Origin of the sequence: Chryseobacterium sp. MDT2-18 (assembly GCF_030815285.1) — a bacterium.
GTDB lineage: Bacteria > Bacteroidota > Bacteroidia > Flavobacteriales > Weeksellaceae > Kaistella > Kaistella salivictor.
The window spans coordinates 60,823-78,406 of the sequence record NZ_JAUSWQ010000006.1; the positions used below are offsets into that span (position 1 = coordinate 60,823).

14 protein-coding genes are annotated in these 17,584 nt (G+C 31.2%); 6 read left to right on the forward strand and 8 right to left on the reverse strand.

The annotated features are described in order from the left end of the window. Positions 1-42 precede the first annotated feature (42 nt). From QF004_RS07940 to QF004_RS07960, 5 genes are all read left to right on the forward strand, one after another. Positions 43-1,197 (forward strand): alpha/beta hydrolase-fold protein, encoded by a 1,155-nt coding sequence (locus tag QF004_RS07940; protein ID WP_307424775.1) that lies wholly within the window; start codon positions 43-45, stop codon positions 1,195-1,197. Positions 1,198-1,494: 297 nt separating this feature from the next. Next, entirely contained in the window at positions 1,495-2,166 is a 672-nt protein-coding gene (locus QF004_RS07945) for a DUF4145 domain-containing protein (RefSeq protein WP_307424778.1), read from the forward strand. Between the two features lie 215 nt (positions 2,167-2,381). After that, entirely contained in the window at positions 2,382-2,903 is a 522-nt protein-coding gene (locus tag QF004_RS07950; RefSeq protein WP_307424781.1) for an ATP-binding protein, read from the forward strand. Positions 2,904-3,591: 688 nt separating this feature from the next. Continuing rightward, positions 3,592-5,061, forward strand: coding sequence for a hypothetical protein (locus QF004_RS07955; protein ID WP_307424784.1), 1,470 nt, complete (start codon positions 3,592-3,594; stop codon positions 5,059-5,061). Further along, positions 5,024-5,434, forward strand: coding sequence for an ASCH domain-containing protein (locus tag QF004_RS07960; RefSeq protein WP_307424788.1), 411 nt, complete (start codon positions 5,024-5,026; stop codon positions 5,432-5,434). Before QF004_RS07955 ends, QF004_RS07960 begins: the two co-directional genes overlap by 38 nt. Before the next feature lie 129 nt (positions 5,435-5,563). Here QF004_RS07960 and QF004_RS07965 read toward each other — a convergent pair whose 3' ends face one another. The 6 genes from QF004_RS07965 to QF004_RS07990 form a co-directional block, all read right to left on the reverse strand. Beyond that, positions 5,564-6,673, reverse strand: coding sequence for a serine/threonine-protein kinase (locus QF004_RS07965; RefSeq protein ID WP_307424790.1), 1,110 nt, complete (start codon positions 6,671-6,673; stop codon positions 5,564-5,566). 3 nt (positions 6,674-6,676) lie between these two features. After that, positions 6,677-7,093: a DUF3010 family protein gene (locus QF004_RS07970; protein ID WP_307424793.1), complete on the reverse strand. Its 417-nt coding sequence runs from the start codon at positions 7,091-7,093 to the stop codon at positions 6,677-6,679. 22 nt (positions 7,094-7,115) lie between these two features. Next, the gene (locus QF004_RS07975; RefSeq protein ID WP_307424796.1) at positions 7,116-7,670 is read right to left on the reverse strand and encodes an SLATT domain-containing protein; all 555 of its coding nucleotides are present in this window, start codon (positions 7,668-7,670) and stop codon (positions 7,116-7,118) included. Positions 7,671-7,687: 17 nt separating this feature from the next. Beyond that, entirely contained in the window at positions 7,688-8,992 is a 1,305-nt protein-coding gene (locus QF004_RS07980; protein ID WP_307424797.1) for a hypothetical protein, read from the reverse strand. 206 nt (positions 8,993-9,198) lie between these two features. After that, positions 9,199-10,863, reverse strand: coding sequence for a DUF4041 domain-containing protein (locus tag QF004_RS07985; protein ID WP_307424800.1), 1,665 nt, complete (start codon positions 10,861-10,863; stop codon positions 9,199-9,201). 180 nt (positions 10,864-11,043) lie between these two features. After that, entirely contained in the window at positions 11,044-11,643 is a 600-nt protein-coding gene (locus QF004_RS07990) for a master DNA invertase Mpi family serine-type recombinase (protein WP_307424804.1), read from the reverse strand. An 81-nt stretch (positions 11,644-11,724) separates the two neighbouring features. Here QF004_RS07990 and QF004_RS07995 point away from each other — a divergent pair, with 81 nt between their 5' ends. Then, a complete protein-coding gene (locus tag QF004_RS07995; RefSeq protein WP_307425100.1) occupies positions 11,725-12,249 on the forward strand; it encodes a TaqI-like C-terminal specificity domain-containing protein in 525 nt (174 codons plus the stop codon). A 7-nt stretch (positions 12,250-12,256) separates the two neighbouring features. Here the strand turns inward: QF004_RS07995 and QF004_RS08000 are convergent, their stop codons facing one another. Both QF004_RS08000 and QF004_RS08005 read right to left on the reverse strand, forming a co-directional pair. Next, positions 12,257-16,093 carry an Eco57I restriction-modification methylase domain-containing protein gene (locus QF004_RS08000; RefSeq protein ID WP_307424806.1) on the reverse strand — a complete coding sequence of 1,279 codons (3,837 nt, stop codon included), beginning with the start codon at positions 16,091-16,093 and terminating at the stop codon, positions 12,257-12,259. A 637-nt stretch (positions 16,094-16,730) separates the two neighbouring features. Continuing rightward, positions 16,731-17,408 carry a hypothetical protein gene (locus QF004_RS08005; protein WP_307424809.1) on the reverse strand — a complete coding sequence of 226 codons (678 nt, stop codon included), beginning with the start codon at positions 17,406-17,408 and terminating at the stop codon, positions 16,731-16,733. Positions 17,409-17,584 lie beyond the last annotated feature (176 nt).

A 17,584-nucleotide genomic window follows, 5' to 3' on the forward strand; every position in this document is an offset into this window, starting at 1 on the left:
TACATATAAAAAGTTGTGTGTGATTATAAACAAAATACGACAATGAAACTGAAATTTTTTAAGACAATAATTATTGCGTTTTTTTTTAATCAGATGAATGCTCAATCAATAGCAAGAGTCGAGAATATAAAAATTCATTCTAAAACTTTAAATCAAGAAAGAGAAATTTTGATTTATACTCCAGTTGACTATGATTGGAGAGTTAATGAATGTTTTAATGTAATATATGTTTTTGATAGTCAGAATCGTGAATTTTTTGACTATACAAATTCAATAGTCTCCTTTCTACCCAATAATGGAAAGTCATTCATAGTTGTTGGTATTACATCTCCTTTTATAGAAGAAATTGATTATGGCAGAAATAATGACTTTTTACCTGTACTAGCGACTGACGAATCCATTAAGCGATATGGAAAATATTCAGGAAATGCTGGTAATTTTGTTAATTATGTTGAATCCGAAGTTATTCCATACATAAACTCAAATTATAGAACTTTAAACCAAAACATTGCAGTTGGACATTCTTTAGGTGCTTCTTTCATTTTATATTCATTAATTAAGAAACCCAATTTATTTCAAAATTACATTGCGATATCGCCAAATCTTGCGTATGATGACGATAAATTAAGCAAAGAACTTATATATTTGGACTACACAAAAATCAACAACCAAACTTTCATTTATATAAGTAATGCAGATGAAGGCATTGAATATTGGAAAGAGTGGAAACCGGCCAGAGATAGGGTTTATTCATTTTTTAAAGATTCTCTAAAGAACAAAAACATAACAGTTGAAATTGCAGAATTTCCCAATAACAATCATTTGAATACATTTCCACCGAGTTTAAATAATGCGTTGCAGTTTTACTTTAAAAATATTCAGAAAAATCAAGACAGCGAATTGAGCAAAGAAAAGTTTGAAGTCACAATAAGAGTAAAAGTTTCCGAAAAAGGTGATATTGTTTATATAACAGGAAATCAACCCAACTTAGGAGACTGGAATCCTAACAAAAATGAAATGAAAAAAATCTCTGAATTAGAAAGAGAAATAGTTTTAAAAATTCAAAGTCCAGCTCAATTTAAATTCACGAAAGGAAGTTGGGAAACAGAGTTACAAGTCGTTGGAACATACAATAATGTGATAATTAAACCCGAAATGAAGAAAGAGTTTGAATTTGAAATAGCGGTAGATAAATAACCACACACAATAACTAATCTTTCGTTTTGTCTGCAAGACAAGAAATGAAAGCCTGTGGAGCTATCGTTTTTAGAATGGAGATTGATAAAGCTGTTTTTTAGAAGGAGTACATTTTATGAGTTGGATAGTCATTAAAAAATCGAAAAAAAATCTTTAGATTATGGACCATTACCTTGATATTTCTTATCATTAAAGATACTGATATTACTTATTTTATAAAATATTTTAACTATTTTTGAAAGTAATAAACGACGGGTCTTTTAAAGACTGACGGTAGTTGCAATATTTCCAAACCATATGACAGATTACGACAGAGCATTTAAAATTCTTGCTGAAAGACAAAAAATTTACGCATCTCTTTTTGAATATCCCAACGAATGCCCTTATTGTCACAAAACAATAATTCCCGAATTTTTACATGATTATTTGGACACAGAGAATGTTGATATTTATGCATCTCTATTATGCCCAAATTCAGATTGTAATATGCCTTTTATTGCAAAATATGAAGGACAAAGTTCTACTGTTTTTCAATATAAAAAACTCATAAAAATAACTCAAAAAAAAGAAAATTTCAGTAGTGAAATAGATAAGGTATCCCCAAAATTTATTGAAATTTACAACGAAGCTTATTTTGCTGAGCAACATGAATTATATGAAATATGTGGAGTTGCATATCGCAAAGCATTAGAGTTTTTGCTTAAAGATTATCTAATATTAAAAAATCCAGAAAAAAGAGAAAATATAATAAATAGTACAATCGCAAACTGCATTAATACTTACATTGATGATACAAGGTTAAAATCGACTGCAAATCGTGCAATTTGGTTAGGTAATGACCATACACATTACGAAAAAAAATGGGAAACCAAAGACTTATCCGATTTAAAAACATTAATAAGATTGACTGTAAATTGGATTGAAACCGAAATATTAACTTCACAGTATACAGAGGATATGAAAAAATAATACTTCTTCTAATAACTAAGCTTTCGTTTTCTCTGTAAGACAAAAAATGAAAGGATGGTGAACGGAGCTATCGGCAGTAAACCGCCACTGTGCTATATATCGGTATTGAAGTTTTTCTATTAAATTAGTTTTTTTGTAAGTAGAAAGTTTTCGTATTTTTATTCCGCTAGCGGAAATAACTAACCATTAGCGGAAATGCTATAAAAACAGACGACTTGAAAAACATCATATTTATAGGAGGAATTCACGGCAGTGGAAAAGGAAGAATCTGCGAAGATTTAAAAAATGAAATTGATTTGATTCATTTAACTGCTAGTGAAGTGTTGAATTGGAAAGAATTAAGTTCTCAAGAGGAAAAACAGGTAAATGACATTAACCAGACTCAAGACCGTCTTATTTCTAATTTAAATAAAATAGTTAAAGAAGATAAAACATATTTATTAGATGGACATTATTGCTTATTAAATAAAGATGGGTATCCAGAAAAGATTCCCATTCAAACATTTAAGGATATCAATCCAATGAAATTAATTCTTGTAACAGCAGATCCAAAAATAATTAAAGAAAGACTTGAAAATAGAGATGCTAAATCCTATAATATTAGATTAATTGGGGATTTTCAAAATCTAGAAATTAATTATGCCAAAGAATTAAGCCATATTTTGCAATCACCAATTCACATAATAGATAGTGAGCAATTTAATATAGAAACTCTTCTAAACTTTTTGAACAATTAGGGAATTTGATTAAAAAAAATGATAAAAGTATTTTAATTGCGAACTCCATTAGTTTATTCAAAATGTATTTCTTAAGAAGCATTACATTTAAGGATTTCAAAAACTTATTATGATTGATGAAATAGCTAAATTGAAAGTCTTGACGGCAGTCAGTATTTTATTTCTTTTGCGTTTCCAATAATTAAGATTGAAATTTTTCCGTTCTCCGAAGTCTCCTGCCTGGGACTTATTTGACTAAAATAAAGAAATAACGGTTCGATTCCGGCACTAAGTATTTTAAATCTATGTCAGTTTTTGAAGAATGGCTAGGAAAAAATCAATGCCTCAACAAAACTTCAACGCAACGTAGGTATTTATATTAACTTTTAACCTAACGCATAAAACCATTCGTTCCGTTACTCTCCGAAGTCTTCTGCCGCTGGATTTTTTTTAGAAAACTCTGATCGGAGTTGAAGTTTTTAGTTTTCTAAAAGAAGGAAAAGACCCTTATAGTTGGTTTCAGGGGGAAACCATAAGAAAATTAAAAAGTTCTTTGTATTTTAGACGAGAGAAAAATGGTTACAACCTATTTGCGAAATTGAATTATGGTTCAATTTACCCGCACTTTTCCAATATTATTTATTAGCTGACATGTAAAAAAACACCGCTATAATTGAGAATTCTAATTGACACGAACATATTGATTAATTTGGAAGCTAATAAAGTAATCAATAAAAAATTTGCCCACTTTTATAGATTGGCAATCTCTAATAATTGTAAAATTATTTATCATCCCTTAGCAATTCCTTCTGATCTTATTAATGATAAGAATGAAGAACGAAAAAAAATCACTCAATCAAAATTACAGAAATATGAGAAATTAGAAAATTATGCTTCAACTCCAGAATCATTTCATCAAACAATCGGCGCAAAAAAAGAAAATGATAAAATTGATAATTCTCAGTTGTTTCAACTTCATAAAAAATATGTAGATTTTTTTATAACGGAAGATAATGGTATACATCAAAAAGCAAAAGGAATTAATTTACAAAATAAAGTTCTAAAGGTTTCAGAAATATTACTTCGCTTAGAAGAATTATTTACAATAAAAATTCCGACTCATCCTATTTTAAAAGAACATAGTATTAGAGAAATAGAACATAAGTTTGATGATGTATTTTTTGATAGTTTACGTGAAGATTATGGGAAAGAATTTTTTAATTCTTGGCTTACTAAATGTGCAGAAAAGAATAGAAAATGTTATACATTACAAGTTGAAAATGAACTTAGAGCAATTTTAATATACAATATTGAAAACCCAAAAGATCATCAATTAAAAGGCGTTTATAATGATGTGGTAAAAATTTGCACGCTTAAAGTTGCAGACACAGTATTTGGAATCAAACTTGGTGAGTTATTTATCAACAAAATGTTTGAATATTGTATTGAGCAAAGAATAAATCATCTTTATTTAACCGTCTATGAAAAGCAAATTCACTTAATAGATTTGCTGATTAAATTTGGATTTTATAAAGAAGTCTTTATTAATAAACAAGGTCTTGAAGAAATACAAATGATTAAATCATTAGACAAAACAAAAATTACTTCAAACGAAAACTCTACCACAATTCATCCTTTTTATTTTGATGAAAAAGCAATTTCCAAATTTGTAATTCCAATTAGACCTGAATATTATTCAAATCTTTTTAAAGATGGAAAATTAAGACAGCCAACGCTTTTTGACGATAGCTTTGAAAGTGTTAATGAAATACAGGGAAATACAATTATTAAAGCATATATCTCCAGTTCTCGAATGGTAAATTTAAAAAAAGGAGATATTTTATTTTTTTATGCATCACAAAAAGATAAAGTTATTGAGCCTATTGGTATTTTGGAAGATATTAAAATTATTGATAATTTTGAAGACCTTTGGAAACTGGTTAACAAAAAAACTGTCTTCTCTCAGTCTGAACTTGAAAACATGATAAATGAGAAGAAAAAGCTGAATGTGATTACATTTAGACTTGTAAATTATTTAAAAAAGAAAGTAACTTTACGCAAAATTAATCAATTAAATAGTTTCAAAAATAAAATTCAAACAATCACAAGAATTAAAGAAACTGATTATCAACAATTAAAAAATGAAGAATACTTTGATAGACGCTATATTATCGATTAAACCAATTTATGCAGAAGCTATTATTAACGGAACTAAAACTGTTGAATTTAGAAAAAAAGTATTTAAAAAAGATGTTGAGCGAATCTTTATTTATTCGTCTTCACCAACAAAGATGATAATAGGTTATTTTACATTTAAAAATATTGTAGAAGACACCCCGAAAAATTTATGGAAGCAATTTCATAAAATTGGTGGAATCAATGAACAAGATTTTTTTAAATACTACAAGGAAGCTGAAAAAGGATTTTGCATGATTATAGATAAAGTTGTAAAACTTGAAAATGAAATTGACCCAATTGATTTCATTGAAAATTTTAAAGCTCCACAATCTTATATATATCTTGAAAATAAAAAAATACGTCAGCTAACATAGAACTATGGTAAATAGGAAGAAGATTATTTTATAAGTAAATTCTGATGGAGTGTTGGTGTTTTCGGAAAACGCAAAGTATTTATAACATTTTCTTTATGCAATGATATTGCAATTAAATTTTATAAGTAATCACATTCTTTTTGCAATTTTATATGCTGCATCTATACAGCCTTTATGAGAATTGTCTTTGCGCCATTCTTTTTTTTTATTTGCTCTTTTTTCCATAATCACTTCTTTTTTAGAACTCTTAGAAATTCGAAACTCCTTACCTGATTGATGCGAAATATATAAAAAATCCTCTGTGACGTTATAATCAGGTTGTGATCGTAGTAATTTATGAATGTCTTTTAAAAATAAAGATGGATTTGAATATCTTTTTTCATAATGAAAATTTGTAGCTTTATTAATAACTCTTTTAAAATTTAGATCTAAATGTTCAGGTAATGTGGAAGAATCTATAAGTTTTCCGCTTCTAATTTTATTAGCAATTATTTCATCAAGCTTTTCTTGTTTTTTTGAAGGATTAAATATTTGATCTAGCTCCTTTTTTTCTTTCTTATTACACCACATAATTGGATTTTCCAAATGAAAAGATCCCCTTAACAATTGAAATAATATTATACCAACTTGATAAATATCTGATTCATAATAATATTCATTTTTGATAACCGATTCTGGAGGTAAATAAAAGAAAGTCGATTTTGATGCTGTTACGGGATCATTAGCATTTTTAATTTTTTTTACTGCTCCTAAATCTGCTATTATAGGTGTTAAGTTATCAGAACTAATTAATATGTTTCCAGGTTTCAAATCTCTATGTACAAGGTGATGTTTCGAATGGAATTCTGTCAATCCCATTAAAATTCCTTCAATAATTTTCAATGCCCTTCTGGTAGAAACTCCTTTTGAATCTATAACGCTTTGTAAATCACCACCCATTATTTTAGGGCTTAAAAAATAGGCAAAAAACGGCGGGAAAAATTTTAAATCATAAATTTTCAAAATATTTGGATGATCAATTTGATTGAGTATTACAGCTTCCTCCTTATCATCATAATTATCATTTGAAAAATAAAATTTTAAAACCACTTCATCGTTTAATTTTATTCTTTTACCAAAATATACATTTCCATTATTTCCTCGATTTACAAACTCATATATTAAAATATCTCTATTTTCTCTAACAAATTTTTTTACCGAATCTGAAGCAATATCGTCATTAATGCCTTCATCTATCATAACCTAATTTTTAATTAAATAATACGCTAAATCGAACGAGTCGTTTTGCAGAATTTTTTCTGCTGTAATTTCTTTCTCATTTTTCTTGAGGTAGGCATCGATAGTTTTTTTTGAAACTAATTCTATTTCCGTTTTCTCATAAAGTTGGATTATACCTTCGAGCTTAAAAGATACTGGAGATGGTGACATTAAACCTTTACCTTTCGCATTTCTCGCAACTATGCCAATTTTATTGGCATCAACTGAATCAAAAAAGGAATTTACTTGATTTTTAAACTGTTTTATTTGCTCTTGTTGATTATGGTCATCGACTTTAAATTTTGAAGATTCCTTTGTCTGAGTGATAATCCCGCTTTCATCTTTACGAAGTACAACTAAGATTATTTCATTACTTTTAATTTGAATACCTATTGTTTTCATGTTGCTTTTTATTTTTTAATATTTAAATTCTTCTTAAACTTTCAGGTAGAAACTTGTCAATCTCTTGATCCGTAAATGTAAACTCTTCATTCTCTTGTAATGCTTTCGAGGCAATTTTATAAGCTTTGTTTATTGTCTTTGGAGCTCCTCTATATGTATTTACTAATTGCTCATTTAATTCGTTTCTTGTTTCCTGCAGAGTAATAATGTCAATATTTCCGATTTTGATATCTACTAATAGTGACAATAGTTTTTCTCTTATTTCAAGAATATCTAGAGCTGCTTGTTTATGCCTTTCTGCTAAAGCTAATAAATTATAATCTTTTGAATATAATGTCAATCCAAGTAAGGCTGTAGAAAATAGTGCTGCCAAAAATTGGAATACTTTTCCATCTCCAAAAATCACTGCCAAAATACTTGTTGTTGTTAATATTGATAAAATTATTTCAGTTATTTTTAAACAATCATTCCTGTTTTTTAGAACATCTGCACACTTTTCGTGCGTTTTATGAGTATAGACCACTCTTCCGTAAATTTCTCGTATTTGAGATTCGAGTAAAACTTTTTCTTCAGTCATAATATTTTTATTGATAATTAACCTGAAATTGGAACATCAATTGAATCTTTTGCAACTACAACATTGTCTTTAATGATATAGCATTCAACAAAATGTCCACCTTTAAAACTTGAACTTTCAATTCTTTGTTGATGACCACTATCCGTAGTTATTTGGCCTCTTATACAATTCTTCTTAATTGCTTCATTTCCTCTATTGGTAACCTTCCACTTCACAATAAAAGGATGTGGGATGTTAATTTCGGAAATAAAAAATGTTAACGATTTACCTGGTAATAAATGAAAGCGTTTTGCTAAAAACTCCCGCAATAAGCCATCTCTATAACCATTTTGCTTGACCTCACAGTCGATTTCAAGACCATATTGTATCACAACAGGATATGAATCTTCTATAAACTCTTCGGTATTTTCATAATTTAAATTAATGGCTTTTGCCTCATTTTCTTCATTTTGATACTTAGGAAAATCGTTTCCGTATATATCTCGCCATTTATTATGTTTAGTTTGTTCTGATGAAGCTTCAATAGCTTCACAAGCTAAGTCATACGCTTTTTTTGATTTTCGTCTAAAGGATTTTTTAACTTTTACACGTTGCTTACTTCCTAAAGCGCCATATTCTTTTTGGTCTTTTGGTTGATCGTAAAGGTATTTAAAAAAATTCCTGCTCATTTCATCAAAGTATAGATAGCTTTTACTATCAAAATATTCTGAGGAATTTAAAAAATTATAAGCCAACGTGTCAATAAGCAAGCCTCCCATACAAACACCGTGTTTGTTTTTCCAAGATCTTGCCATTTTGCATAATCTCCTTAGATTTTTATTCTTATTTGGTTCAGCCTCCACCATTGCATCCATTTCTTTTCTTGGTTTTGTGGTTTTCCAAGATCCATCGCCATACGTGTCTGGATATCTATAATCTTGATCTTCGATTTCGAAAGTAGGCTGTACGTCGATGTGGGTTCCATCTGAAAATTTTACAGTTACTACACATCTGTCAACTTTAATATCTGATGTAGAATAAGTGTTAGAAATTGCAGTTTTTGTGTCTTGTAATAATTTCGACTGTCCTCCTTTTTTATTATAATCATCCCATTTTGAGGAAGGAATGATATACAGCATATCTAAATCTGAAATGCCTTTGATACCACTGTATCTTCCATAAGAACCTACTTGTAAACTATTTGCGGTTGTTGATTCTGTATCACGAATATATATATTTAAAGATTTTGTTATTCTACCGTATCTACCAGAAATTGTTGAAGCTTTCTCATCGCTAATTTTTATATTACCAAGAAATTCTTGAAAGGTTAAAGATGTATTCATTTTTTAATGTGACAGTTAATGGTTTTCATACTTTTTTACTTGCTTGTTACTAGTTTTACGCCGTTCGGGAAATAGTTCTGGTTGGTTACAATCTTCATATTTTATATCAAATATTGTGTCGTCTTCTTTTATTTATGGTATTCCAATTCTTCTTCAGATTATAAGCAATGTGGAGTGCATTTTTGCAAACATTTTTTTATAGAATCTTATTCAATCGCTTCGACTTCCATTTCCTGTATTTCAATTTCTGCTTCTTCCTGAAAGTGTTCCCATTCCCGCTCAAGGCTTTTATTGTTCTTCATTGCTTCAGTAATCGCAATACTTTCACGATAATGCTTGGCTTCCGCAATAAGGGTCCATTTTGCCGTAATCCCTAAATTATTCACCGCGTCTTTAATATCAGCAATTCCAACCTTAAAAAATTCTTTTCTCGGATTTACTTTATTCATCTGAAGTTTGAGAAACCTTCTGTGCAATTGCCTTTCAAGACCGGGCGCATTATCACTGTAGATTAATGCATGCACATCAAATTCGAAAGGCACACTGGCATCGCCCAATTCTCTTATTCGATCTAAGGGTTCCAACCTTCTGGTCATCCCAATTTTATAGACATCTTCTCCAAATGAACCGATATTCGAAATAATATAAACATTCCCGGCTTTGGTTTGTTGCGCCATTGAAATCGCTCTTTTGTTTTTTTCTTCTGCAGTTTTCAACTTTCCTTCGAGATCATTTAATTGCTCAATGAATTTTGCTTTCTCTTCCTCACTTGCTTTCTGCACTTCATTTTGCGCTTTTTCAATTAATTTTTTCAGCAATTGCTCTTCTCTTTCAGCATCTTTAATAGCCTTCTCATATTCTCGTCTGGCTTTTTCTTCCTCTCTTATTTGCTCACGGATGAGTCGTTGCTCCTCTTTTTCCTGCCATTTTAATTCTTGTACAATGACCGCCCATTTCAGCTCATCTAATCTGGAATTCAAGTAATCACTGGTAATTTCAGCATTTCTAAATGCTTTACCATTATGGTTTACCATATAAAAAGAATCCTTAATTTTTTGTTCGAGAATACCGTAATTGTCTTTCTTGACTTTAGATAAAATAGAATCCACTTTGCCGTTAAAGGCATCCAACACAAAATTAACCGCTGTTTTTTTGCGGTTCGATTCTACGTATTCACATTGCGCAGCCTTATCCGTTCTGGCTAAACTGTTATTTCTATCTCGTGCAATTTTTAATTGCTGTCCGGCTTCGGTATGTCCAAACTCTTCTGCCAGATCATCAAGAAGACTAAAGGTTGGTTTCAGATACTCATCACCATAGCCTTTGATGATATTCTTCATTGCTGCTGCGGTCTTTTGATATTCGTCTGCATTTTTCATTGCTTCATAAGCACTCCCCGCAATTTCAACCGCTTTTACTTCTGCTTGTTGAATAATATTAGCAGACTCATTCACCGAAGAATCCAGCTTTACCTGCGCTTGCTCAATTAGTAATTTTGATTGATTTTTGGCTGCATTCAAGGTGTCTTGCGCTTCTGATCTTATTTTTGATTCATCATTAAGAATATTTAGTTTGTAATCTTCTGCTGCGCTGATAATCAATTGGGCATTATGGTCTGCCTGCTCAAGCATTTCGCCGACTTTCTTTTCAGTATCAACAATTCCCTGATATTTGCTTAGCGAAGACACCTGTAAATTCAGGTCTGTTACACTTTGATTTAAATTCTGATTTGTGGCGGTTAAATTAACATTGCTTGCTGTTAACTCTTGGTTTTTTGTTTTAAGCGCCGCAATCTCCTTCTTCTTCGCATTGATTTGGCTTACAAAAATGATAATGACTAATAAAATAACAAATAATAGAAATACGGTCATACGCTTGTTGTCTTAAAGATAATTAAACGGGTTATAAATTTTTATAAAACTATGACAATTTAATTAAACATAATTACGGTTTTCCGTAATTAGGAATAAAATAAGTTTAAAATCTCCATAAATATAAGTTTTGTAATAATGAAAATCAAAATGCCCAAATTAAATTTGGGCATTTTGATTTTAAGCTACTTTTTGATTCTTCACAAAACTGCTAACTGTTAATCGATGTACTCCTAAAATTCTGCCAATCGCCGAATAGGACACTTTCCTATCTAGCAGTTCCCTAATTTTCTTTTCTTGTCCTGTCAGTTTTGTTTTGGCAGACTTGCTGCCTTTAGGTCGACCGAGAATGACTCCTTCTGCTTTCTTCCGTGCTAAAGCTTCTTTCGTTCTTTGAGAAATAAGATTTCTTTCTATTTCCGCTGATAAACCAAAGGCAAATGCTAAAACTTTTGAACTGATATCGCTTCCCAGGCGATAATTGTCTTTGATCGTCCAAACTTCTATATCTCGGTTCATACACTCGTTAAGGATGCCCATAATCATTAAAAGATTCCTACCTAATCTTGAAAGTTCTGAACAGATAAGAACATCACCTTTTTTCATTTTTTTAAGGAGTTTGCCCAATTTTCTGTCATCCACACTTTTAGCTCCGGAAATGGTTTCTTCAATCCATTTGTTAACCAGTGTTTCCCGATTGTTGCAGAAATTGTTAATCTCAAACCTTTGGTTTTCTACTGTTTGTTTGTCCGTACTTACCCTTATGTATCCGTAAATCATTTTTATTTTATTTATTTTATAATTGTTCATGTTAATAGTACAATTAATATAACAAAACATTAGAAATTAACAGGTTTTATTATCCAATGGGACTTTAGATATTTTTATTTTAAAGGGAGGTTAAAAAACGACAAATACTGGTATAAATATATATATCCTAAAAATTTGACATTATTTGAAAATGTTAAACTTGTTGCACCTGAAATTTCGCTTGGCGGAAACTTTTCGTATGACGAAAAGGGTGATTTTTATTCGACAACTAAGATCTATGGTTACATCAAAAAAAGTTCAATTAAAGAGAGCTATTTATTCTGGTTAGGCTTATTTAATTCTGAATTATTTTGGTTCTTTATAAAGAAAACTGGCTATGTTTTACGAGGCGGATATTTCACATTTAAGACAAATTACATCAATCCTTTCCCAGTTCCTTTAGATTTTAAACAAGAAGATATCGGTGCAATTGAAGCGTTAGTTAGTCAAATATTACAAATTAAAAAATTAGATACTACTCCCGATACATCTTCTCTAGAAAGTGAAATCAATAGAATTGTCTATAAAATTTACGAACTATCTGATGAGGAAATATTTACTTTAGGAGGTTATTAATTAATAGTTATAAATTATTGTAAATCAATATCTTCTCATCTTTTGTTATATCATATAAACTAAATATAATTTCATCTATTTCATCTGTCAAATGATTAATATTATCTGTATCATTCTCCTTTTTTGCAAGCATTAATTGGTAAACATGTAAGTCTATTTGTTTAGATATTTCAATATCAATGTCAGGAACTGGGAAGTGCTGTAAGTAATTAGGCTTGTACCTAAAGTATCCATTTGCTAAAACTGTTCCTGTCTTTGACAAGAACCACCAAAGAAGCTTGGAATTCATCAAAGCCATTAATGTAATATATGTTTCTTTGACACCTTCCTTTTTTATATATCCGTAGATAGTTGTTGTCGAATAAAAATCACCGTTTTTATCGAATGAGAAATTTCCTCCCAAAGAAATCTCGGGTGCTACTAATTTTTCTCGTTCTGCAAAAGCTATACCTTGCTTTCTTCCATATTGAAACCATTCGTTGTCAATATTAAACCTCCCTTTTTCTCTGTCTCTTAGTGTTTGTTCACAAAGTTTTAAATATTGATATCCGTATGGAAATAGTGCTTCAATCTCATTCTCATTATATAAAAATGCTTTTTCATCAACTATCTTATAAGGGAAAATGACATATTTGTCTGTAGTAATATTTTCGTAACGATGAACATCGTCGCCTTTTAGTAGTGGTTTGACTAATTTTTTTTCAATGATAATTCTTTTACCAATCTCTTTGGAGAAACCGCTAACCATATCATCGTTAACCTCACAATTATAGAGGAAATAGACATCGTCTTTACTCGTTGCAATACCTTGAAATATTTTATCAAAAACATCTGAAATTCTTCTGGGCTGTTGATTTAGCTTATCAATAATTTGCATTACTGAATTATTAGTTAAAACCCATGCATCCGAGGACAGCTTATCTACCGGAATAACAGTACCCTTATCATTAGTTAGATTATTTAAAAATTCCCCTAACGCTAGTATATCATTATATTCTTTGTCTAATTCAAAATATGCCAGCCCATCAGAATTATTATCAAACCACTGTAATCCAGTATATGTTGATGCATCAAATGCCTGAAAATCACCAAAATTAATAATTTTACTAATCGATTTATTCTTTAAAATAACATCCCTTAAACCTTTGCCGAAAGCTGCATTAGTCCATTTTACTGGCATAATATAGTTTATAGTCCCAGAATCCTTAATTAGTTGAAGACCCTTTTCGACAAACAACGCATAAATATCAAAAGATCCAGAAGCAGCTGCGTATCTTTCTAAATATCCGTCAGCTAATTTAGAATCAATTTCTCTGATTCCTTGAATTCTAATATAAGGAGGATTACCTATTATGACATTGAAGCCTATAAAATTTCCCTCCTCATCTAAGACTTCCGGAAATTCAAACCTCCATTCAAATGCGTTTCTATAAATAACGTTATTTAGAATTTCTTCCTTTTCTTTTTGAGCAAGTTCTGCTTTCTGTTTCAGTTTTTTGAGATTATCTTTTTCTGTCTTCTTTATTGATTGCCCGAAAATAAGTAGATTTTGCTGTCTTTGTTCTTCATTTACGTAATCTCCAACTGCCTTATTAACTTTATCTTTACTCCTATTATCTAAAGATGATTTAAAATTGTTTTTAATGATATTTATAATTTCTTCAATTTCTTTTTTCTTGGTTTTAGAGTTTGTGGTCTTGTAGTCTTTAACCGCTTGTTTGTAGTCAGCAACAGAAAAATTAACCTCTTTATTTTTAAATGCAGCTTTTAAACTGTCATCCAAAGCAAACCTGTTGATTAATGAATTTCCATTTTTAATATTAATATCAATATTAGGTAGTGTCTGCAATTCACCTTCGTCAGTATAGTATGCATTTTTAAGAAGTTCTATCCAGAGTCTCAGTCGGCAGATATTAACTGAATTAGGATTAATGTCAACTCCAAATAAACAGTTTTCAATCACAGTTTCCTTCTCGTGAAAAATCGCTTTTTGAATAAGCAAACTTTGTGGATCTTTTCTATTGTAAGAAAATAAATCATTGTTGGCATCTAAAATGTAGATTTCGTCATTTTCAACCTTTATAGAACATGGTAAAGCATTACAATTTTCATCCGCCAGTATTCCAAGTTCACTTTTGATGGCAATCATTTCATTAAGAGCAGAAACCAAAAAGTGTCCTGAACCTACAGCCGGATCACAAATTCTGATTGAATTCACCGCCTCATTAAATCTCTTACGGTACTCTTTTTTAAAATATTGTTTGCTATAATCGACCACATCTTCAAAGGTTTCAATACTTGCCTCAAATTCTTCTTTAAATTTTTGAGTTACTGATTTTCGTAGAGTTTCTTTACACATAAACATCGTAATCATTCCTGGTGTGTAGAAAGAACCATCCTTGTACCCATTAATTTTTTCGAAGATTAAACCTAAAACGGACGCGTTAATCAGGGTTTTATTCTCCTTTTTCTCTCCTGCTTCCTCTCCCGATTCTGTCGAAAAATCGTAGGCATCCAGAAATTGAAAAAAGTAATCTAAAGTATTGAGTTTTCCATTCTGTCTCTTACCATTGGCATCTTTTAAAATGGAAGAAGAATACACTTCCATTTTTTCATCCATCAAAGCCGTAATATCAAAGGTGAGATCCTCTAATTCGTTCCGTTCAAAAAGGCTGCTGTTGAGGTACGGAATATTTTTATATTTTTCTGAATACTTCTGATGACGTTCGTTCATGGGTTTGGCCAATGCGGAGAAAAACAGGTCATTAAGAGCATCAAAACCATTGAGGAAATCAAAATTCAGAAATTTGTATTCAGATGAGTTTCTGTTATAGCTAAGCAACTGCGATTCCAAAAGTTTCAAAAAAAGAATCCTGTTGACCCACGTTAAGCAAAGCTCCAAACCTACGGTAAAGGATTTATTCTCATCATTGGGAATATTTTTAACTTTCAAAAGAAAGTCCTTATCCTCCAAAGTAAAAATTGTATTTTCCAGAAGAGAGCCATAATCTCTGGCTTTATCTGTTTTTCGTTGAATGAGTTTCTTGCCGCTTTCTTTTATTTCCTCCAACCCGATGATATGCAGAAGTTCATTATAGAAGGCTTTATTTAACTGGTTACTGTCATTTCCGAAACTTTTACCCAATAAGTGAACATCAGAAAATAATTTGTAAATATTTTCAATTTCTTTTGGTTTTAAATCTGCGATATTCTTGTTTCTGAAATCAAGATGCACAAAAGGAATTTTATCTTCTGCCATCGCAATGTACTTTTTTGCTATTTCATCGTAAAACAAAGGTCTGCCGGAACTGTCTTTTAGTTTATCCCGAAATTGTCCATATTCCTTTACCAGTTCCTTATTTTTATAAAAAATATTATAAAAATCTTCTGCCTTGAAAAAATACCATTCGTAGCCGTTGGTAATGACGAGATGTTTGATATTATTGTTTTTATAATCAATCCTCTCTTTCAGATAATACAGCAGTAATTCCTGAAATGCTTTACAGTTGAGTTGCCCGTTTTTGGGAAATTCCGACTTATTGCTGGGTTTTTTGGCTTCGAGCAGAACGCCCACCTCCGAAGTAGCATCTTTTCCCAGATAAATAGCCAGATCGATATTTTCTCTGGTGTTGATCTCATGGTCGCCGTAAAAAGTGGAAGACAGAAATGTTTTTATAGGCCCTTTTAAATGTTCTTCGCTTTCTCCTCTGTTGTCAAGTGAAATAATAGCCGCAATACATGCTGCAAGTTTTGTTGCAAACTCATCAACATCTTTTTTTAACGGAGTAAATTTCTTATAGGCGGGATTTAATGCTTTTTGAGGATCGAGGAGATTTGTTTTCATAGTTTTTCTGCCTAATAAAATAGGGTCTTAAATTTAGACAAAAAAAAACAAATCATTTTTTTTCATCTTATATAAAATTTAATGGTTTCTCAATTTACAATAGTAAAAATGGGGGTTTATTTTCACCGTTTAATATTTTTTGAAATTATAACATTTTAATTAAACATAATTACGGTTTTCCGTAATGCAGTAAAATATTTATAAAATAACTTGGTCTCCATTAAAAAAAATAAATAAAATGCTAAAAAGACTATTTTCCGTTTCCGCAATTATTTTGATCACCACCCTTTCCTATGGACAGGAGGTAAAAAAAAGAATCAGAAACCGTAAAAACCAAAATGGATGTCTTCGCTTCAAAAACGGGAAGTATTACCAAGTTTGTCGATAATAAACTACTGGATGTACTAATTTAGCGTCCAGTAAAAGTTAAGCATAAAACCTTAATTTTAACATATGAAACGAGAGCGAAAAATTGATGATCCAAATATTCATTTCACTTTTTTAAGTACAGTAAGCAACTAGCAGATAATCAAGACTCTTTTCCAGGTGTAATCTTCTCCACAAAAATTAAATATTCCGCTTTTAGATTTGATATTTTCTATCGATGACAACTTCAGATAAACAGCACCTCCAAAAACTACCCGAACTCCACCGCCGTTTTTCCCGCCAACAGTAAGCCGCTTCCGTCAAAAAAACGAATCAAAGCAAATTTCAACAGACCTTCGTGAACATCCACAAATCCCCCACTCTCAGGAATAAAAAACGCAGAACAGGGAAGCGGAACCTCAAAAACAACATCTACAAATTCTAACGAATCCTGTCCCTCGTCAGGATCGATGAACCGCAGTGTCACCTCCGCTTTCGTACTTTTCGCAGGAATACGGTCGAAAAAGAGCGTCCGCTGGTCATAATCATAGCGGCATCTTTTTCCGTCTTTAAGGTTCCACACAAAACCGCCAAGGATTTTTGTGCTTTCAGCGTTTTGCAGCCCCAGTTGCACCGTCCGCTCCCCCTTTCCGGATAGCGCATCCATCTTCATGAGGTCGTGCAGCATCTTCGCCATTCTCCCATGAAGAACAGGATCGTTCAGATCCTTTACAAAGGGCTGAAGAGCCCGCCGCAGTTTTGCGCCAAATTTTGAACAGCGCCCAAATTCAGACGCATTATTTCTTACGTTCACATATTTCTCATCCTTCCGGATCTTTTCTCCGTCAAAACCGCCCGGATTTCGCACGATGATCTTGCCGTTCATTTTATAAAACGAAAGCCCGCCCAGCTTTCCGGTAATTTTAAGGACACCTTTTAGTTCTGCCATCTTATTTAATTATAGGATATCTCAAAGATAATGAATTTTAATATATAGTATGAATATAGAATAGATATAGTATGCTTACAGTATGAAAAAGCACCTACAAACCGTAGTTTGGCGAACTGCATATTGAAGGATAAAGGCATAATCCCCCCATATCCAGATTTGCAGTCCGTGATCAG